This window comes from Gemmatirosa kalamazoonensis (assembly GCF_000522985.1).
In the GTDB taxonomy this organism is placed as follows: domain Bacteria; phylum Gemmatimonadota; class Gemmatimonadetes; order Gemmatimonadales; family Gemmatimonadaceae; genus Gemmatirosa; species Gemmatirosa kalamazoonensis.
The window spans coordinates 273,021-292,091 of record NZ_CP007129.1; the positions used below are offsets into that span (position 1 = coordinate 273,021).

Annotated in this window: 18 protein-coding genes; 11 read left to right on the plus strand and 7 right to left on the minus strand. The window is 74.5% G+C overall.

Going from position 1 to position 19,071, the window contains the following annotated elements:
* Positions 1 to 71: 71 nt before the first annotated feature.
* The 3 genes from J421_RS24255 to J421_RS24265 are packed head-to-tail and all read left to right on the plus strand — an operon-like array spanning position 72 to position 2,986.
* Positions 72 to 1,862, plus strand: a complete 1,791-nt coding sequence (locus tag J421_RS24255) for a hypothetical protein (RefSeq protein ID WP_025413707.1) — start codon at positions 72 to 74, stop codon at positions 1,860 to 1,862.
* A 51-nt stretch (positions 1,863 to 1,913) separates the two neighbouring features.
* Complete coding sequence (locus tag J421_RS33055; protein ID WP_025413708.1) at positions 1,914 to 2,402, plus strand: hypothetical protein; 489 nt, start codon at positions 1,914 to 1,916, stop codon at positions 2,400 to 2,402.
* A 14-nt stretch (positions 2,403 to 2,416) separates the two neighbouring features.
* A complete protein-coding gene (locus J421_RS24265; RefSeq protein ID WP_025413709.1) occupies positions 2,417 to 2,986 on the plus strand; it encodes a hypothetical protein in 570 nt (189 codons plus the stop codon).
* A 114-nt stretch (positions 2,987 to 3,100) separates the two neighbouring features.
* On the opposite strand, the gene J421_RS24270 is transcribed toward J421_RS24265, so the two are convergent.
* Positions 3,101 to 4,234 carry a metallophosphoesterase gene (locus J421_RS24270; protein WP_025413710.1) on the minus strand — a complete coding sequence of 378 codons (1,134 nt, stop codon included), beginning with the start codon at positions 4,232 to 4,234 and terminating at the stop codon, positions 3,101 to 3,103.
* A 62-nt stretch (positions 4,235 to 4,296) separates the two neighbouring features.
* Here J421_RS24270 and J421_RS24275 point away from each other — a divergent pair, with 62 nt between their 5' ends.
* Both J421_RS24275 and J421_RS24280 read left to right on the plus strand, forming a co-directional pair.
* Positions 4,297 to 5,061, plus strand: a complete 765-nt coding sequence (locus J421_RS24275) for an ATP-binding cassette domain-containing protein (protein ID WP_158508887.1) — start codon at positions 4,297 to 4,299, stop codon at positions 5,059 to 5,061.
* 95 nt (positions 5,062 to 5,156) lie between these two features.
* The gene (locus tag J421_RS24280; RefSeq protein ID WP_104023244.1) at positions 5,157 to 6,686 is read left to right on the plus strand and encodes a glycine betaine ABC transporter substrate-binding protein; all 1,530 of its coding nucleotides are present in this window, start codon (positions 5,157 to 5,159) and stop codon (positions 6,684 to 6,686) included.
* Positions 6,687 to 6,881: 195 nt separating this feature from the next.
* Here J421_RS24280 and J421_RS24285 read toward each other — a convergent pair whose 3' ends face one another.
* The 3 genes from J421_RS24285 to J421_RS24295 all read right to left on the minus strand — a co-directional run bounded on the left by J421_RS24285 (position 6,882) and on the right by J421_RS24295 (position 9,755).
* Entirely contained in the window at positions 6,882 to 7,679 is a 798-nt protein-coding gene (locus J421_RS24285) for a carboxypeptidase-like regulatory domain-containing protein (RefSeq protein WP_025413713.1), read from the minus strand.
* A 100-nt stretch (positions 7,680 to 7,779) separates the two neighbouring features.
* Positions 7,780 to 7,968: a hypothetical protein gene (locus J421_RS33060; RefSeq protein WP_025413714.1), complete on the minus strand. Its 189-nt coding sequence runs from the start codon at positions 7,966 to 7,968 to the stop codon at positions 7,780 to 7,782.
* The gene (locus J421_RS24295) at positions 7,908 to 9,755 is read right to left on the minus strand and encodes a DUF2339 domain-containing protein (protein WP_025413715.1); all 1,848 of its coding nucleotides are present in this window, start codon (positions 9,753 to 9,755) and stop codon (positions 7,908 to 7,910) included. Before J421_RS24295 ends, J421_RS33060 begins: the two co-directional genes overlap by 61 nt.
* Before the next feature lie 75 nt (positions 9,756 to 9,830).
* Between J421_RS24295 and J421_RS24300 the strand changes: the two genes are divergently transcribed.
* The 5 genes from J421_RS24300 (at position 9,831) to J421_RS24320 (ending at position 13,905) form a co-directional block, all read left to right on the plus strand.
* Positions 9,831 to 10,508 carry an NAD-dependent epimerase/dehydratase family protein gene (locus tag J421_RS24300; protein ID WP_025413716.1) on the plus strand — a complete coding sequence of 226 codons (678 nt, stop codon included), beginning with the start codon at positions 9,831 to 9,833 and terminating at the stop codon, positions 10,506 to 10,508.
* A 242-nt stretch (positions 10,509 to 10,750) separates the two neighbouring features.
* Positions 10,751 to 11,965, plus strand: a complete 1,215-nt coding sequence (locus J421_RS24305) for an aldose epimerase family protein (protein WP_025413717.1) — start codon at positions 10,751 to 10,753, stop codon at positions 11,963 to 11,965.
* A 9-nt stretch (positions 11,966 to 11,974) separates the two neighbouring features.
* Positions 11,975 to 12,367 (plus strand): hypothetical protein, encoded by a 393-nt coding sequence (locus J421_RS24310; RefSeq protein ID WP_025413718.1) that lies wholly within the window; start codon positions 11,975 to 11,977, stop codon positions 12,365 to 12,367.
* Between the two features lie 48 nt (positions 12,368 to 12,415).
* Entirely contained in the window at positions 12,416 to 13,192 is a 777-nt protein-coding gene (locus J421_RS24315; RefSeq protein WP_025413719.1) for a hypothetical protein, read from the plus strand.
* On the plus strand, positions 13,192 to 13,905 hold the full coding sequence (locus J421_RS24320) for a hypothetical protein (protein ID WP_025413720.1): 714 nt from the start codon (positions 13,192 to 13,194) through the stop codon (positions 13,903 to 13,905). Before J421_RS24315 ends, J421_RS24320 begins: the two co-directional genes overlap by 1 nt.
* A gap of 36 nt (positions 13,906 to 13,941) precedes the next feature.
* Here the strand turns inward: J421_RS24320 and J421_RS24325 are convergent, their stop codons facing one another.
* From J421_RS24325 to J421_RS24335, 3 genes are all read right to left on the minus strand, one after another.
* Positions 13,942 to 14,322, minus strand: a complete 381-nt coding sequence (locus J421_RS24325; RefSeq protein WP_148306515.1) for a hypothetical protein — start codon at positions 14,320 to 14,322, stop codon at positions 13,942 to 13,944.
* A 106-nt stretch (positions 14,323 to 14,428) separates the two neighbouring features.
* Positions 14,429 to 15,964, minus strand: a complete 1,536-nt coding sequence (locus J421_RS24330) for a sensor histidine kinase (protein ID WP_025413722.1) — start codon at positions 15,962 to 15,964, stop codon at positions 14,429 to 14,431.
* A 7-nt stretch (positions 15,965 to 15,971) separates the two neighbouring features.
* Positions 15,972 to 16,676 (minus strand): response regulator transcription factor, encoded by a 705-nt coding sequence (locus J421_RS24335; protein ID WP_025413723.1) that lies wholly within the window; start codon positions 16,674 to 16,676, stop codon positions 15,972 to 15,974.
* A gap of 151 nt (positions 16,677 to 16,827) precedes the next feature.
* On the opposite strand from J421_RS24335, the gene J421_RS24340 reads away from it, so the two are divergent.
* On the plus strand, positions 16,828 to 19,071 hold the full coding sequence (locus J421_RS24340) for a protein kinase domain-containing protein (protein WP_025413724.1): 2,244 nt from the start codon (positions 16,828 to 16,830) through the stop codon (positions 19,069 to 19,071).

The window sequence follows — 19,071 nt, forward strand, 5'->3', positions numbered from 1 at the left end:
GACCGGCCGGGTGAGTGATGGCCGAGTCGCCGCCGAGCAGCGCAAGTCGACCGAGCGCTTCGGAGGGTCGCATGATCGACTACGTGAGTCACACGGCCGTGCTGGCGCGCGTACGCCTCGCACTCGCCGCCGTAGCGGATCCCGCCGTCGACGCGGACCGTGACGAGCTGCTCGCCGACGCGGCGGGCTACCCGGAGGCGCTCGTCGTCGGCGCGGTCGTCGACCACCTGCTGATGCACGCGGGGACGGATGGCGTGGAGCTGCAGCTCCTCGGCCGCGCGGCCGACCTGTGGACGCGCGGCCTGCAGGTGTACGAGGCCATCACCGCGGTGCGCGCTGGCGTGGAGTCCGCGCTGGCCGACCCTACCGCGCTCACGGCCGTCGCGACGTTCAACGCCGCGATGGCGCAGCTCGGCGCGCTGCGCACGGCGCTCACGGCGATCGGCGCGGACGTGGACTCGCTCCGCGACGACATCATCCCGCTGCCGTACCTGTCGACGCCGCACCCCCGACAGCAGGACCTGGCGATCGCCGCCTGGCCGTGGGGCGATCGCTTCCTCGCGCGGCGCACCGAGGCGTTCGTGCGGGCCGCGTTCGAGCACGCGAAGACGCCGCGCGCGCGCGCGTTCGCGTTAGGCACGCTCGCTTCCTACGCCGGCAACGTCGCCGGCTCGTCGTATCTCGTGCACGCCGTCGGCGGACCGCGGCGCACGCACCCGCGGCGCGACCGCCTCGCGCGCAACACCGTCGGCGCGTGGCTGCGCGCGAACCGGCCGCTGCCGTCGCTGCGCAAGCTGGCCGAGATGGTGGGACACGCCGGCGCCGTCGGCGGCGCGCCCGGCCTTCCACCCGACGTCGACGGGCAGCTGAGCGCCGCGCTGGCCGATGCCTACCCCGGCATGCCGCCGGCCGACGTCGCGCTCGGTCTCCAGCGTCTGCGCCAGCACCTCGAGCTGCTGTCGGTGTTCGTGCGCCCGCCGCTGCCGGCGCCGCCGCCGACGGTGCTCATGGGAGCGTTGGCGCCGCTCGACGCGGTCGCCGGGCCGATCGACGTGGTCGAGGATCCGCCGCCGGGCGACCCGGGACCGCCGCCGCCGACCGGGCCCGACCCGGCGCCCGGCTCGCCGCCCGGCGCCGACGACAAGAGCAAGAAGAGCGACGCCTGCACGATCGTGATCGGGATCCTCGTGCTCGGGGTCGTGCTCCTGATCGACTGCATCGTCCACTGGGTGCAGAATCAGAAGTGCGACCCGATCAAGGATCTCGAGGACGCGCTCGGCGAGGACGGCGGGAATCCGGATCCGGAGCCCGACCCCACCGCGTCGCAGGCGCAGCTCGTCGCGCTCGCCGCGTCGCCTAACGGCACGATGCTCGTGATGCAGCTCTTCCAGTACCAGACGATCGCCTGGCAGGCGCTCAGCGGCGCGCTGGACTTCCTGGTGCACAAGGGGCTCGTCTACCCCGACGACCCGATGTTAGGCACCGTGCTGTTCACGCAGTTCACGGCGCTGCCGCCGCAGCCGACGTTCCCGATGCGCGACGAGGTCGCGGCGAACGAAGGCTACGTGAAGCCGCCCGGCGGCGCGGTGGAGCACCCGACGACCGCACCGCCGTCACCGTATCCCGTCGGTGCCTCGCCGGCGATCTTCGTCGACGGCGCCGCGGTCTACTCGCCGGCGACCGGCGCGCCCGAGGTGGCGGTGCGCGTGTGGCTGCAGATCGCCCGCGGCGTGCTCGACTCCGAGAACTTCGACCTCGACGCCGACCGGCGGGCGCACGCCCCGTGCTGGCAGGTCCACGCCGGCACGTCGATCGACGACGACCCGCTGCAGGTCGAGACGCTTCCCTACGCCGCCCTCTGAGCGCTCCGACGCCGCGCGGCGCACCCATTCCACTCCAGTGCCGGAGCCGCCATGGCTCACCCGGGCGATCCGAACCAGCCGGACTTCCCACAGACCCCGTGGATCGTGATCCCGTACTGGGGCGGCGTCGGCGCGAGCGCCGATCAGGGACGGGCGGACCAGCGGCCGCTCCCGCCGTCGCCGACGCCCGGGCCGTCCGCGAACTCGAGCGTCGCGTCGTGGGCGTGCGAGTCGATCCGGGTCGGCGGCGGCGGTCCGGCCGACGTGTTCACGCCCGACGTGCCGACGACGATCTCCGTCGACGTCCGCGACTACGGCCGCGGCTCGGTGCTCGACGTCGTCGTCATCGACCTCTGGTGGGCGGCGCCGACGCCCACCTTCGGGTTGGTCACGATGACTCCGCCGATGGCGCAGGCAGTCGGCGCGCTGTCGCGGGACGGCACCGGCGCGCTGCCGCCGCTGACCAGCACGGTGCAGATCACGATCGACGCGAAGTACGGGCAGCACGTCTGTCTGCTCGCGCGCGCGCGACGACCGTAGCGGACACCACGCCCGTGTCGCCGCCGAACCCGCTCGGGGATCGGCACTGGGCGCAGCGCAACCTGCACGTCGTCACGCCGACGGCGGGCGGCAAGTTCCACCTCTCGTTCAACGTCGGCAACGCGACGCGTCGCCAGGCCGCGTACACGGTACGCGCGCAACCGGTGCGTGGCCGCGCGCTGGAGTTCCTCGCGCGCCAGGTCGGCGCCGTGCCGCTGCCGGCGGACGGCGTCGCGCTCGCGATCCGCCCGACGCTCGCGTCGCTGCTGGACATCCCCCGGCGGCGCGTGGAGCGCGGCGACACCGTGTTCGAGCTGCCGGTCACGCTGAAGCCGCGCCGCCGGCTGGCGCTCACGCTCCAGGGACAGCTCGCCCGCCCCGTCGCGCCCGGCCACTTCGTCGCGTTCGAGGTCGCGCAGATCCCCGCCGGAGACGGCGAGCAGGACGCGGGGCGGGAACGCGACAGCGACGCCGCGCGCGATCCCGAACGCGACCCCGCGCGCGGGCGAGTGCGCCCACGCCGCGACGTCGCGCCCCCGGCCGGCGGGTCGCTCGGCGTGGTCGTGGTCGGGCGACGTGCCTAACGCGGATCGTGCGGCTGATCACCGCCGACATCCCCACGAACGCCTACCTGTCCCGTCGCTGTCGCTGATCCGCGACCTCGTCGCTTACCGTCGCTGACCGTCGCGCCGGCGGCGTCACGCGGCTGGCGCGCGCCGCAGCTCGATCACCGCCACCTCCGGCGGGGTGCCTAACCGGAACGGGATCCCCCAGTAGTTGGACCCCGGGTGCACGTACAGCACCGACTCCCCCTCGACGTAGCCGCCCATCGCGTGCGCGTTGAACGGCGACGCGAGGCTCCAGCCGAGCCCCGGGATCGCGAGCTGGCCCCAGTGGGTGTGTCCGCTCAGCGTGAGTCCCACGCCACGCTTCGCGAGCGCCGGCCACAGCGCGGGGTTGTGCGCGAGCGCGATCACGAACGCGTCGGCGGGCAGGCCAGCGAACGCGGCGTCCAGGTCCGGGCCGCCGGCGTCCGTGCCGCCGCGCCCACCGGCGGGGTCGCCGGTGCCCAACAGCACGAACCGCGTGCCGCGGTGCTCGATCCAGCGCCACTCGTTCACGAGCACGGTGAGCGGCAGCGCGCGAAGGCGCTCGCGCACCGCGGGCCATCCCGCGTACACGTCGTGATTGCCGGCGACGGCGTACACGCCGAGCGGCGCGGCGATGCGGCCGAGGCCCGCGTCGTAGTGCGTCACGTCGGGCGCGTGGTCGTCGACGAGATCGCCGGTGACGACGGCCAGGTCGGCCCGCGCTTCGGCCGCGAGCCGCGCGATGCGCGCGAGATAGCGACGCGGCGTCTGCGGCCCGACGTGGGTGTCGGAGATCTGCACGATGCGGAGACCGTCGAGCGCCGGCGTCAGATCGGGCCACGATACGACGACGTCGGTGCGCACGAGCCGGCGCGAGCCGAGGTAGCCGAGCAGCGCGAGGAGCGCGAAGAGCGCCGTGACGACCGCCATCGTCGCGCGCCCCGCGTCGCCCGCGCGCCCGAACGGCACCCCGCCTAACGCGCCGAGCATCCCGCCGGCCGCGAGGAGCGGGAGCAGGAGCTGCGCGTAGACGAATGGCCGGAGCAGCCACACCCGCGCCGCCGCACCGGGCACGCGCCCCGCCCGCCGTCCGCGCAGCATGATCGGGAGCGGCACCGTGGTGAGCACGGCGAGTGCCGCGATCGCGGCCCATCCGCCCGGGAGCGCGGACGCCAGCAGGGCGCCGACGACGCTCCAGCACGCGAGCAGCCAGAGCGCGACGACGGCGAGGAAGCGGGACATGCCGGAGTCTAACGCACGCCGCGGCGCTCGCGGTGCGCGACGACGGCGCGTACACTGTGCGCGTGTCCGCGTCCGTCCCACCTCCCGCGCTCGCCGCGCGCGACGTCGTGCACCGCTACGGCGTGGAGCGCGCGCTCGATGGCGTGAGCCTCGACGTGGCGGGCGGCGCGACGTGCGCGCTCGTCGGCGAGAGCGGCTCGGGGAAGACGACGCTGCTCCGCTGCTTCAATCGCATGGTCGAGCCGGAGCATGGTGCCGTGTCGGTGGGCGGCGCGGACGTGCGCGCGGCGAGCGCCGTGGCGCTGCGGCGCAGCGTGGGCTACGTGCCGCAGGACGGCGGGCTGCTGCCGCACTGGCGCGTGCTCCGAAACGTCGCGCTCGTGCCGTCGCTGCGGCGGATGCCTAACGCGACCGCGCTGGCCTCGGACGCGCTCGCGCTCGTCGGGCTGCCGGCCGAACGGTACGGGCGGCGCTTCCCGCACGAGCTGTCGGGCGGCCAGCGCCAGCGTGTCGCGCTCGCCCGCGCGCTCGCCGCGCGTCCCGGCGTGATCCTGCTCGACGAGCCGTTCGGCGCACTCGACGCCATCACGCGCGCCGACCTGCAGAGCGCGTTCGCCGACGTGCGCGCGGCGACGGGCGTGACGACGCTGCTCGTGACGCACGACCTCGCGGAGGCGGCGCGGCTCGCCGACACGGTCGCCGTGATGCGTGCGGGGCGCGTGGAACAGTGCGCGCCGTTCGCCGGCCTCGCCGCGTCGCCGGCCACCGCGTACGTCGCCGCGCTCGTCGCGAAGGCCGTCGAGGCGACGGGGGCGCTGCGGCGATGAGCGCTCTTCGTTTGAACCGCAGAGGACGCAGAGGACGCAGAGGAGAACCATTCCTGGCTGGTTTCCTCTGCGTCCTCTGCGTCCTCTGCGGTTCGATGTCGTTATCCGCCCAGCCGGTCGTCGTCGCATCGAAGCCGTTCGGCGAGTCGTACCTGCTGTGCGAGATGTTCGCGCAGCTGCTCGAGTCGCACGGCATCGCCGTCGTGCGCCGCCCCGGGCTCGGCGCGACGGAGGTGGCGTTCGGTGCGCTGCGGCGCGACGCGATCGACGTCTACCCGGAGTACACCGGCACGGGGCTGCTCGCCGTGCTGCACGACTCGCTGCCGCCGGCCGCGGCGCGCGACCCGCGCGCGGTGTACGCGTACGTCGCGCGCGCGTCGACCGAGCGGTTCGGGGTGCGGTGGCTCGCGCCGCTCGGGTTCCAGAACACGTACGCGGTCGCGGTGCGGCGCGCGACGGCGGACAGCCTCGCGCTGCGTACGTTGGACGACCTCGCGCGCGCGGCGCCGCGGCTCCGCGCCGGCCTGACCGCGGACTTCATCGGTCGACCCGACGGGCTTCCCGGGCTCGCGCGCGCGTATGGCCTGCGCTTCGCCGAGGTGCGGCCGCTCGCGCCAGCGGTGAAGTACCAGGCGCTCGCGGCGCGCGCGGTCGACGTCATCGACGGCTACTCCACCGACGGGCTGCTCGCGAAGTACGACCTCGTCGCGCTCGACGACGACCGCCGCTTCTTCCCGCCGTACGAGGCGGCGCCGGTGCTCGGCCCGCGCGCCGCGTCGCGTGCCGACGTCGTCGCCACGCTGTCGCTGCTCGCGGGCCGGCTCGACGAGCCGCGCATGCGCGCGCTGAATCGCCGCGTGGAAGTGGACGGCGAGGACGTGGCGCGCGTGGCGGCGGACGCGTTGCGCGACATCGGGCTCGGACGTGGCGCGCGGCCGGCGGGTGCGGCGCGGAGCGCGACGCGCACGACGTCGCTCGGCGCGTACCTGTGGGGACGGCGCGCGACGATCGCGTCGCTCACGGCGCGGCACCTCGCGCTCGTCGGGGCGGCGCTCGGGCTCGCGGCCATCGTCGCGGTGCCGCTCGGCCTCGCGCTCGAGCGCGCGCGCGGCGCCGCCGGGCCGACGTTAGGCGCGCTCGGCGTGCTGGAGACCGTGCCGAGCATCGCGCTGCTCGCGTTCATGCTGCCGCTGCTCGGCGTCGGCGTGCTCCCGGCGCTCGTCGCGCTGTGGCTCTACGCGCTCTATCCGATCGCGCGCGGCACGTACACCGGCGTGCGCGACGCCGACCCCGCGGCGGTCGAGGCGGCCGAAGCGCTCGGCGCGACGGCGGCGCAGCGGCTGCTGCTCGTGCGGCTGCCGCTCGCCGCGCCGGTGATCATGGCCGGCGTGCGCACCGCGGCGGTAATCACGGTCGGTGCCGCGACGCTCGCCGCGTTCATCGGCGCGGGTGGGCTCGGCGAGCCGATCGTGACCGGGCTCGCGCTCGCCGACACGCGGCTCGTGCTCTCCGGGGCGCTCCCGGCCGCGGCGCTCGCCCTCCTGGTGGACGCGGCGTTAGGCGCCGTGGAGCGGCTCGTCACGCCGCCGCACCGGAGGGGAGGGGCGCGGCGGGAACGACATTGAACCGCAGAGGGCCGCAGAGGGCCGCAGAGGACTGCCTCTTTTCTTGAACCACAGAGGACACGGAGGACACAGAGGAGAACCCTTCAAGAGACTTGGGTTTCCTCCGTGTCCTCTGTGTCCTCTGTGGTTCAAAAGAAAGGCTCTGCGGCCCTCTGCGGTTCGACTCGAAGAGCGCCCTCGCCCGTCCTCTCGCAGTCAGCTCCCCCAGAAGATGAACGCGCGCGACGTGCCGTTGTCGTTGCCGCATCCCGAAGGCGAGAACGCGAGCGGCATGCTCGTGCCGGTCGGCGAGATGTTGGGCCCCACCTTCAGCGGCGAGCGCGCACCGTTGCGGCCGATGGCGACGACCGACGCCGTGTACTGACCCACGGGCACGTCGTACAGGAAGTCGTACGCGCCGACGCGGCGCGTGATGGTCTGCGCCGCGCTGCCGTCGACGAGCGGCGCGGTGGGCGTGAGCGTGACCTCCACCGTGTCGCTCTGCTTCAGCGTGCCGTCGCCGAGCAGACGGATCTCGCCGCCGAAGTAGGCGTTGCCGAGGTCCGGGATGCGTCCCGTGAGCTGCCAGCGGAAGTTGCGCACCGCGCCTGCGGTCGGGGTGAACGCGTCGTAGTCGCCGGCGCTCGGCATCGCGAGGCGCAGGCAGTACTGCTGGTTCGCATACGTGACCTCCGTCCACGCCTGCGCGTAGTACGGCACGTCGATGAGCCCCGTCGCCGTGTAGCGGCCGTCGGCGCCGGTGCGGGTCTGCACGAGCCCCGTGGTGAGCGCGGGTCGGATCCAGATCTTCGCGCCGGCCATCGGGCGGCCCTTCGTGTCGAGGACGAGGCCGGTCACCGTGTGCGGTGCCGCGCCGCTGGACGGTGTGGATGGTGTGGACGGTGTCGACGGCGTGGACGGCGTGGACGGCGTGCCGGGCTCGGTGGTCTCTTCGACGGCGCAGGCGGCGAGGAGCGTCGCGAGCGTCAGGGTGACGGCGAATGATCGGCGCATGGCGCGGGAGTCTCGTGGGCGTGAGGTCGTGGGCGGTAGTCACCGCGCCGCGAGACTAACGGGACCCGGCGACCCCCGGCATGGGTCGTTCGACCGGGCGTCAGGCCTCGGCGCGCGCCCCGGCCGCGCGGTACCACCACCCGACGCCTAACAGAAAGCCGCCGACGAGCAGGTAGCTCCCCACGCGCAGCCCCACCGGATCGAGCGTCGACGCCTGCACGATCGCCTTCAGCGCGGCGTACAGCGCGAGCGCGAGCCCGGCCTGGCGCGCCGCCGGGATGCGGCGCACGCGGCCGGCGAGGATCGCGACGATCCCCGCCGCCGCGAAGTAGCCGACGAGCAGGAACGTCGCGACGTCGTGCGACACGGCGCGCGCGCGAGCTCCTCGCGTCCCCACAGCAGCGCGACCATCGCGGCGAGCGCGGCGAGCGCGCCCCGCTCGCCGAGCGTGAGCACCGGCGTGCGCCAGGCGAGCCACGCGAGCGCGATGCACCCCGCGACGACCGTGGCCGCGGCGAGCGACGCGCTGGTGAGGAACGGCGTGTACGCGAACGCCGGCCGCTCCCAGAGCAGCAGGTACGCGCCGCCCGCCGCCGCGGCGAGGCTCGTGAGCGACGGGAGGACCGCCACGCGCCGCCGCACGCGCGCGAACACCGCCGCGCACAGCGCCCCGTGGGCGGCGAGCCCCGCGACGCGCGCGACGCCCCGATCGCGCAGGAGCAGCGCCGGGACGAGCGCGCTCGCGAAGCCGGCGACCGCCGCGTGCGCGCCGAGCAGCGGGTCGTCGCCGTTAGGCACCGTGCGCGCGCCGAGGAGCGCCGCCACGATCGCGAGTGCCGCCCACGCCGCGCCGACCGCCGCGCCGGCATCCGAGACCGCGTCGGGGAGCGCGACGAGCGCCCCGAGCAGCAGCGCGAGCGGCAGGAGCAGCGCCGTGGTCGAGGTGCGGATGTCGGTACGCGGGTCCGTCGGTGCCGCGCGCCGCGCCTCGCGCACCGCGCGCCAGAGCGCCGCGTAGCCGAGTGCGTCGCCCACCGCGGCGAGCAGCGGCAGGCGGGGCGCACCGCTGCTCGCGTCGAGCGCGAGCGCGATCACGCCGCCCGCCGTCGTCGTGACGTGGGCGAGCGCGAGCCACGGTGCCGCGACCGGTCCCCCGACGACGAGCGCCGCCGCCGCGGTGGCGAGCGCGAACAGCACGGGCACCTCGCCCCGCGGTGGCGCGAGCGCGAGGCCGGCGGTCGCCGGCGCGAGCATCGCCGCGGTGTACGCCGCGGCGCCGATGCCTAACAGTCGCGTGGCGAACGCCCACCGTCGCTCGCGCGGCAGCGCCAGCGCGCCGCTCGTCAGCACGACCCATCCGTAGAGCGGCAGGACGTACGGGTGCCCCGGTCCGGCGCTCGTGACGTACGGCGCGACGAGCGCGCCGCCGACGCCGACGACGAACAGCGGCTGGTCGCGCTCGTGCCACGCGAGCAGCGCCAGCCCCGCCGACGCGATCGCCGCGATCGCCAGCGCGGGCCCCGGCGACAGGAGGCCGAGGTACGGTCCCGCGCCCCACGCGTCGACGTGCACCACGGCCAGCGCGAGCGCGAGCAGCACGTCGCCGTAGCGGCGTCCCTCGTGCGCGTCGCCGCGCCGCACGCGCCAGCCGAGCGCGCCGAGCGCCGCGGCGAGCACCACGCCTAACGCGACGCGCGTCCCCGGCCCGATCGTGTAGTTCGCGATCGCCCACGTGAGGAACGCGCCGACGCCCATGAGGATGAGCAGCGCCGCGAGCGCCACGGTGCCGTATCGTCCCACGATCGCCTCGACGTCGGCGCGATCGTGCGGCAGCGTACCGAGGCCGAGCCCCTCCATCTGCCCGGCGAGCCACTCGCCGGCGGAGCGGCGAGGGGCGTAGCGCGCGATCGGCGGCGGGGCGGCGGCCCGCGTGATCGGCGGCTCGCGCGGCGCGTCGCGCAGGGCATCGCGTAGCGCATCGCGTGGTCTCTCGCGCTCGGCGCGCAGCGCGGCGATCTCGCGGCGGAGCTCCTCGACGGACTGCTCGAGGCGGCTGAGGCGGTCGTCGTCGGTCACGCCGCATATTGCCCGGCGTCCCGGAGGCGCGCCACCCGCCGCAATCCGATCCCCGGGGCGCGGCGTATCTCCGGCATGCGACACCGGCACCACGTCTTCGTCACCGGCGCCACGGGCTACCTCGGCGGCGCGCTGCTCGGCGCGCTCGCGGCGCGCGGTCACACGGTGCGGGCCCTCGTGCGGCCCGGCTCCGAGCGGCGCCTGCCGAGCGGCGTGCCGTACGTCCTCGGCGACGCGCTCGACCCGGCGAGCTACGCGTCGGGCGTCGCGCCCGCGGACACGCTCGTGCACCTCGTCGGCGTGCCGCATCCGAGCCCGGCGAAGGCGCTCGAGTTCGAGCGCGTGGATCGCGCGTCGGGGCTTGCGGCGATCGCCGCGGCACGCGCGGCGGGGGTGCGGCACCTCGTCTACGTGAGCGTGGCGCAGCCGGCGCCGGTGATGCGTGCGTACGTCGCCGTGCGCGCGGCGGTGGAGGCGGCGATCCGCGACGCCCACGCCGCCGGGGATCTCGACGCGACGATCCTGCGCCCGTGGTACGTCCTCGGTCCGGGGCACCGGTGGCCGCACCTGCTGCGCCCCGTCTACGCCGTGCTGCGGCGGATCCCGTCGACGCGCGACGGGGCGACGCGGCTCGGGCTCGTCACGCGCGCCGAGATGGTCGCCGCGCTCGTGCGCGCGGTGGAGGCGCCGGCGTTAGGCGTGCGCGTCGTGGACGTTCCCGGGATTCGAGGGGTGAAAGGGAACGCGGCGTGATGGTGCTCACGGCGCCTATCACAGCGCGGGCGGTCCGGCGCGGATGGCACGGCGTGATGAGGCGCAAACGGCGCCCACACCGCTGAACGGCGCGGCACGGCGCAGTGCCGCGGTGTGAGACGCTGTTTGCGCCCCATCGCGCCGTATCGCCAGCGCAGCATCGCCCGCCTTCACCGGCGCCTTCCCAGTAGCGCAGCCGCGTGCACCGCGTCACATTCGCCTGTGACCCGTGCACCGATCTCATGACCCCGACTCTCGTCTCGCGCCGGCTCGTCGCGGCGCTGCTGCTCGCGACGGCGCCCGCGCCGGTCGCGCTCGCCCAGGGCGGCGTGCAGCCTAACGCGACAGCCCAGACCGTCACCGTCACGCGCGCGCCGTTCGGCGCACTGTCCGACGGGCGCGCCGTCGAGCTGTTCACGCTCAGGAACGCGCGCGGCACCGAGGTGCGCATCACGAACTACGGCGCGATCATCACGTCGGTCCGCACGCGCGACCGCGCGGGCAAGCTGGACGACATCACGCTCGGCTACGACTCGCTCGCCGGCTACCTGCGCGAGACGCCGTACTTCGGCGCCGTCGTGGGACGCGTCGCGAACCGGATCGCGCGCGGGCACTTCACGCTCGACGGCAAGACGTACACGCTGGCGATCAACAACGCGCCGAACGCGCTGCACGGCGGCACCGTCGGCTTCGACAAGGTGCTGTGGACGGCGGCGCCGTTCCAGCGCGCGGGCGCGGCGGGGGTGGTGCTGCGCTACCTCAGCAAGGACGGCGAGGAAGGGTATCCCGGCAACCTGAACGTGCAGGTGCGCTACACGCTGAACGCGCGCGACGAGCTGTCGGTGGAGTACGAGGCGACGACGGACAAGGCGACGCCGGTGAACCTGTCGCAGCACACGTACTGGAACCTCGCCGGCACCGGGCCGAGCACGCCGGCGCACGCGCCGCTGCCGACGGCGCTGCAGCACGTGCTCACGATCGACGCGTCGGCGTACACGCCGGTGGACTCGACGCTGATCCCGACGGGACAGATCGCGTCGGTGGCAGGGACGCCGTTCGACTTCCGCACGCCGACGGCGGTGGGCGCGCGCATCGGCCAGAAGGACACGCAGCTCCGCTACGGGAACGGCTACGACCACAACTGGGTGCTCGACCGGAACGGGCGTACGGGACTCGTGCACGCCGCGCACGTCTACGAGCCGACGACCGGTCGCACGCTCGACGTCAGCACGACGGAGCCGGGGATGCAGTTCTACACGGGCAACTTCCTCGACGGCAAGATCGCCGGGAAGGCGGGCCGCTCGTACCCGTTCCGATCGACGGTGGTGCTCGAGACGCAGCACTTCCCGGACTCGCCGAACCACCCGAACTTCCCGAGCGTGATCCTGCGGCCGGGGCAGACGTTCCGCTCGCAGACGGTGTTCGCGTTCGGCGTGCAGACGCCGGTGCACAAGTAGCGCCGCATCGTGTCGACACCCGACCCGTTCGTGCGCGACGCCGCGCTCGTCGTCGCGCTGATGGGCCGCTTCGATCTGCGCGAAGCCGACCTGTGCGCGGTGCGCCTGTCGCTCGGCCGCGGCAACGTGCCGGAGCTGGAGCTCGACCTGCAGCTCCCCGGTGCCGGCACGCCTAACGGCCGCGACCACCGCGTCACGCTGCTGTGCACCGACGTGTCGGATCTCTCGCTCGCCGACTTCGGCTCGTCGAACCTCGTCTCGTCGTACGCGCTCGCCGCCGACGGCGTGGACGAGGACGGGCGGCCGATGGTCCACGTCGCGCTCACCTGCGCGCCGGGGTGCGACGTGGACTTCCGGTGCCGCGAGGTGGCGGTCGCGCGCGTGGCGCCCGTGAGCACCTGACGCGGCGACGGCGCGTGACGGCGGCGGCCGGCGGCTCGTCGATGAGTCATGCCGCATCGCCGTCTCGCCGCGCACCGTGCCGCGCTCGCGCTGGTCGCGGTGGCCACGGGCTGCGTGCTCGAGCCTAACGATCGCCGCCTGCACGACGTCCCGCAGTCGCCGGCCCTCGCGTTAGGCGACACGCTTCCCACGCCGACCCGGCTGTTCCCGATTCTGCCGGGCCATTCCGCCGCCGACACGACGGGCGTCTTCCTGCCGGCGCGCGCCCTCCGGCGGTGCGATCCCGTGCCGGCGGCCGCGGGCTGGGTGCGCACGAGCGTGCACGGCTCGTCGCAGTGGTTCATCGGAGAGCTTGCCGTGAGCGTGCCGTCGCGCGTTCGCGTCTTCCCGCCCGAGGTCACGTACCCGCCGCTCGACACGCTGCGCCGGCGGTGGTGGGGCAGCCACGTCTACATCCAGGACACGACGTCGTACACCGCACCCGGACACGTGACTGCACTGGCCTGGCTCGACGTCGGGATCTCACGGGGCTACATGCCGCACCGCTTCCCGGTGGAGAGCCGCCAGCTGTCCGTGGCCGAGTGCGCGTTGACGACGCACGGCGGCGCGGCCGTCGCGTTCGCGATCGACTGGAAGGATCGCGCGGCGTGGTGGAATCCGCTCGCCGGACCGCAGTCGCACGGCCAGATGCACGTACTGACCGCCGTGTGGCCCGTCGGGCCGGGCCGTTGGGCGACGTTCAGCGGCCACACGCAACGGATCGAGGAACTTCCCGTGCTCTGGGGGATGCTCGCCAGCGCGCGCGTCGAGGGCGTGGCGCCGTAATGCGTCACGGCGCGCTGTGGCCGCTCGTCGCGATCCTCGCGTGCGGCTGCTTCCTCGATCCCGTCGACCGGCACACCACACGCGAGCGATCGCCGTCGGCGCGGTGGAACGCGATCATGGACACGTTGCAGGGGGTGCTGCTCCCGGACTTCGGTGGTGCGAGGTCGTGGCGGCGCGCGGGCCCGCTGATCGCGCCGGCCGTCGACGCGCCGACGTGTGCATCGGCGGCGCCGGCGTCCGACTGGCGCGCGGTCTCGCTCGACGTGTACAGCCGCTACCTCTCGGGGACCGTCACCGCGAACCTCCCGGGGCAGCATCCCGTCGTCAGGCCGCTTACCGGAGCCGAGCGGTTCTCGCCCCCGTACACGTCGTGGCCGGTGTTCGGGACGTGGCATGCCGACAGCGCGGGCGGCCTGGGCGTCCTCGTCGCAGTCGATCCGATCGACGCCGGCGGTTACCGCGGCACGTCGGTGGACAGCACGACGCGCCAGGTCGCCTGGAGCGAGTGCGTGACCGACCGACCCGTGCCCGGCACCGCGATCCTCACCACCGAAGTCGTGGCGCCGAACGTCGGGCACGTCTGGTTCGTCGAAGCGGTGTGGCCGATCGGACCGTCCCGGTGGTTGCGCGCGCGCGGCTCGACGAGAGTCGCCGCCGACGTGGCGACGCTGCGCGCCATCGTGGCGAGCTTCCGCGTCACGCAGTCCGAGTAGTCCGTCGCGGCTGATCTGAGCCTCGGACGTCGTCCGTCAGCTTCCTCGCGCGAGCGGGTGCGCCGTGAGCACGGCAGCCCGGCCGGCGCACTTGTCGCTCACCTTGGAGAGCACCAGGCGCGTCCCGCGCACGCTGTAGCGGTACGTGGCGGGCATGTGGCACGCATACGGCCCGGTATCCTTCGCGTCGAAGTAGACGCGGTGTCCCGGTTTCGGCTGCGCCGTGCCCACGACGACCTGCCGACCCTTCCACTGAACCGTCATGTGTCCGGCGGCGTCGAACGTCACCACCCACGGACCCGCCACGCTGTCGACCTCTGCGGGCGGCACCCGGCCCTTCAGCTCCGCCTTCGTCACCGTCGTCCGATAGGTGCCCGCGGGGATTCCGCCGGCCTGCGCCGCGGCGGAAGAGGTCATGAACGCTGCTGCCGAGAGGAGAAGCAGGGCGTGCGGCAACGTGGGCATGTGGGCCTCCGGGATGGTGGAGGGGTACGCGGCGAAGCACCGCGTGGTGGCAGTCTGGTCAGGCGCGCTCTCCCGCACCGGCGAAGTCCGCGTCCCCGAAGCTCGCCGCGTCGACGTCCGCCGCCGGGAGCCGCAGCGTGAACACGCTCCCCCCGCCGACGCGCGGCGCGAGCGTGAGCCCGCCTCCCTGCGCCTCGGCGAGCGCCACCGCGACCGCGAGCCCCAGCCCCGAGCCGCCGACGTCCGCCGCCGCGCCTGCAGCGCGGTAGAACGGCGCGAAGATACGCGTTCGCTCGCCGTCCGGCACGCCGGGCCCGCGGTCGCACACGTCGAACAGCAGCCACGCGCCGTCGCGATGCACGTGCAGCTCCACCGGCGCGTCGGCGGGCGCGTACTTCGTCGCGTTCTCGAGCAGGTTGCACAGCACGCGCAGCGCGGCCACGAAGTCGAACCGGCCGACGAGCGCGCCGACGTCGCCGTCGAGCGACCGATCGAGCCGCCGACCGGCGAACAGCGCGCGCGTCTGCCGGATCGCGGCGCCGACGAGATCCTCCGCCGCGTTGATCTCGAGCGCGAGCGGGATCGCGCCACCGCGCGCGCGCGACAGGTCGAGCACGTCGGCCACCATGCGCGTGAGGCGGTCGGCCTGCTCCTCGATCGCCGCCGCGTCCTCGTCGCCGCGCTGCGCGGCAGCGTGGGCGAGCGCCTTGATCGTCGTGAGCGGCGTGCGCAGGTCGTGCGACACCGACGCGAGCACGAGGTCCTTCAACCGGTCGGCCTCGCGCAGCCCGGCGGCGTGCTCCGCGTCCGCGACGAGCCGCACCCGCTCGGCGGCGAGCGCCGCGTACTGCGTGAGCGCGACGAGGAACGTGCGCTGGCCGTCGTCGAGCGCGAGGCCGCGGTCGTCGACGAGCCGCAGCACGCCCACCGTGCGCCGGTGCGCGCGCAGTGGAAGGAAACGCTCGACCCACACGCCTTCGGGCGCGGTGCCTAACGCTTCGGGCGCCTCGGCGCGCAGGATCTGCAGGGCGGTGTCGGCGGCGGACGCGTCGCTCGGCAGCGCGGTCTCGTCGCGCGCGGCGGCCGTCGCCCAGCGCACCGCGCCGTCGTCGTCGGCGACGAAGATGTCGCACCGACGCAGCCCGAGCGTGCGGCGGATGACGTCCGCCGTCGCGCGCAGCGACTCCTCGGCCGGGCCCGCGGCGAGCGTCTCCGCGCCGAGGTCCGCGAGCCGCTGCACCTCCCCGGTGCGCCGCCGCGCCGCCTCGGCTTCGGCGCGGGCGCGAGCGAGCAGCTGCGTCGCGATCCCCGCTGCGGTGACGAACGAGCCGAGCACGAGCCAGTCGTGCGTCTTGTGCACGACGAGCGTGTCGAACGGCGGCTGGAAGAAGTAGTCGAGCGCCGCGAAGCCGAGCAGCGCGAGCGTGAAGCCGAGCGGGCGTCCGCCCATCGCGCTGCCGAACAGCACGACGATGAGCAGCGGGAGCACCACGTGCGCCTGCTCCAGCCGCGCGCGGTACGGCACGAGCGCGGCGACGACGGCCACCATCAGGCCGACCGACACCGCCCACCGCCCGCGCCCGGCGAGCCGCATCGCGACGCTACGCGACGCGCGTCGGCGGCTCGAAGCGGTAGCCGACGCCCGGCTCGGTGACGATCAGGGTCGGCTCCGACGAGTCCACCTCGATCTTGCGGCGCAGGTGCGTGACGTGGACGCGGAGATACTGCTGCGCGTTGCCGTGGTCGCGGCGCCACACCGCATCGAACAGCTGGCGGTGCGTCAGCGTGCGGCCGGCGTGCGCGGCGAGCGTGCGCAGCAGCTCCCACTCGGTCGGCGTGAGGTGCACGAGCACCCCGGCGCGCGTCACGGTGCGGCGCGCGAAGTCGATCGTGATGTCGCCCGAGCGCACCGCCTCCGGGGCCGCCGCGTCGGACGGACGGCTGCGCCGCGCGAGCGCCCGCGCCCGCGCCAGCAGCTCGCTCGGCCCGAACGGCTTCGTGAGGTAGTCGTCGGCGCCGGCGTCGAGCAGGCGCACCTTCTCCTGCTCGGAGTGGCGCGCGGAGAGCACGAGGATCGGCACCGCGCTCTGCGCGCGCAGCGCCCGACACACCTCGTCGCCGGACACGTCGGGAAGCCCGATGTCGAGCACCACGAGGTCGGGCGCGTGCGCGTTCGCGAGGTCGAGCGCCTCGCGTCCCGTCGCGGCCTCGAGCACCACGTCGCCGCGCTCCCCGAACAGGTTGCGCAGCGCGCGCCGGATCTGCGGCTCGTCGTCGACCACGAGCACCGCCGCCTGCGTATCCATGGGTCGCAGTGTAGGGGACGGCGCGGGATGCCCCAAGGGGGGCGGCCCGCTAAGAACGCACTAAGACGGGGGTGCTCCCCCGGGCCCAGGCTCGGTGGCTGCGGTCGGGCAGCGGGGCCATATTCGCGCCTTCCTTGCCGGAGGGCATCGCGTGATCGGCCGCCGAGTGTCCCACTTCTACATCGTCCGCGCGCTCGGCAGCGGCGGCATGGGCGTCGTCTACGAGGCGCAGGACACGCGGCTTCCCCGCTCGGTCGCGATCAAGTTCCTCAAGCCGAGCATGTGGCGCGACGCCGAGGCCGTTAGGCGCTTCAAGCGCGAAGCGCGGCTGGCGTCGTCGCTCAACCACCCCAACATCTGCACGGTCCTCGACGTCGACGAGGGGGAAGGCGAAGGCGAGTCGTTCATCGTCATGGAGCTCCTCCGCGGCCGGAGCCTCAAGGCGCGCCTCGCCGCCGGACCGGTGTCCCTGGACGAGCTGCTCGACGTGGCGGTGCAGGCGGCCGACGCGCTGGCCGCGGCGCACGGTCGGAACATCGTGCACCGCGACATCGCGCCGGGCAACATCTTCCTCACCGACACCGGACTCGTGAAGCTCCTCGACTTCGGCGTCGCCAAGCTGTTCGCCGACGCGTTCGACGGCGACGCGTCCACCGACGAGCTCACGACGAGCGGCCTCGTGGCGGGCACGGTCGCCTACATGGCGCCGGAGCGTCTCGTCGAGGACGCGCCGGTCGATCACCGCTGCGACCTGTACTCGCTCGGCGCGGTGCTCTACCAGATGGCGACCGGCGCCCGGCCGTTCGACGTGGCGCCGCTGACCGCGCTGATGCGCGCCATCGAGCACGACGCGCCCGTGCCGGTCCGCGATCTCGCGCCGCACCACCCCGAAGCGCTCGCGCAGTTGATCGAGCGGCTGCTCGCGAAGCGTCCCGAAGACCGGCACGAGTCGGCCCGGGCGCTGCGTGTCGACCTCGATCGCCTGCGCCGCGCGTCGCCCGTGGCGCGGCCATCGAACGGCGAGACGCCGGCCGATCCGTCGGTGGCGGTGCTCCCGTTCGAGATCATCGGCCCGACCGATGCGGCGACGGCGCACTTCCGCGACGGGCTGGCCGAGGAGCTGCGCCGCCGGCTCGACACGTTAGGCGCCCGCGTCGCGCCCGCCACCTCCACGCGCGCGCTCGCCGGCCGCGCGGCGCGCGAGATCGGCGAGACGCTCGGCGTCGGCCTCGTGCTCGAGGGCGCCGTGCAGGGCACCGCGGAGCGCGTGCGGGTGACCGCCACGCTGGTGGACGCGGCGCGCGAGCGATCGGTGCTGCCCACGCTGAAGATCGAGCGGCGCGCCGCAGACCTCCTCGGCCTCCAGGACGACGTCGCGCGCGCCATCGCCGCCGGCGTCGCGCCGGCACTCGGCCGCGGCGCGCTCCGCCGCTTCAGCCGCGAGCCGAGCGCCTACCACGCCTTCCGGCGCGGGCAGCACTACTGGCAGTCGTGTCTCACCGGCGGGTGGCGTCCCGCGATCGAGCACTTCCAGTACGCCGTGCAGCGCGACGACGGGTTCGCGCTCGCCCACGCGGCGCTGGCGACCGCGTACAACTTCCTGGGGCTCTACTGCCTCATGAAGCCGAAGCTCGCGTTCGGCGTGGCGGCGCGCGCGGCGCAGCGCGCGATCGAGATCGACGACGCGCTGGCCGAGGCGCACGTCGAGGCGGCGATGGCGAAGTTCGGCGGCGAGTGGGACTGGGACGGGGCCGAGTCGGCGTTCCGGCGCGCGATCGCGCTCGACCCCACCAACCCGCTCGCGCATGCGTACTACGCGTGGCTGCTGATGCTCCTGCATCGCGACGACGCCGCCCTCGTGGAAGCCGAACGAGGCAGCGCGCTCGCGCCGTCGTCGCGCCTCGTCACGACGGCGCGCGCGCAGACGCTCTACATCGGCGGGCGACCGGAGGAGGCGCTCGCGCTGTGCAGCGCGTGCCTGCGCGCGGACCCGGCGTACGTGTTCGCCGTGCACCTCCGCGGCCTCTGCCACCTCGTGACGTCGGACCGCGAGCGCGCGGTGGCGGACCTGGAGCGCGCCGCGACGCTGAGCCGGCGCACGCCCTATCACCTCGGGCTGCTCGGCCGGTGCTATGGGCAGTTCGGCATGCGCGACGAGGCGTTAGGCCTCGTCGCGGAGCTGGACGCGCAGTCGCGCGACGCGTACGTGCCGCCGCAGAGCTACGTGTTCATCCACGCCGGCCTCGGGGAGCGAGACCGCGCGCTCGCGCATCAGGAGCAGGCGTACGAGGACGGCGCGTCGCCGCTGAACTATCTCGCGCCGGCGATCCGCGACCTCTACGCGCTCGACCCGTACCACAGCCAGCGGCTGAAGCAGATGCGGCTCACGCTCTGA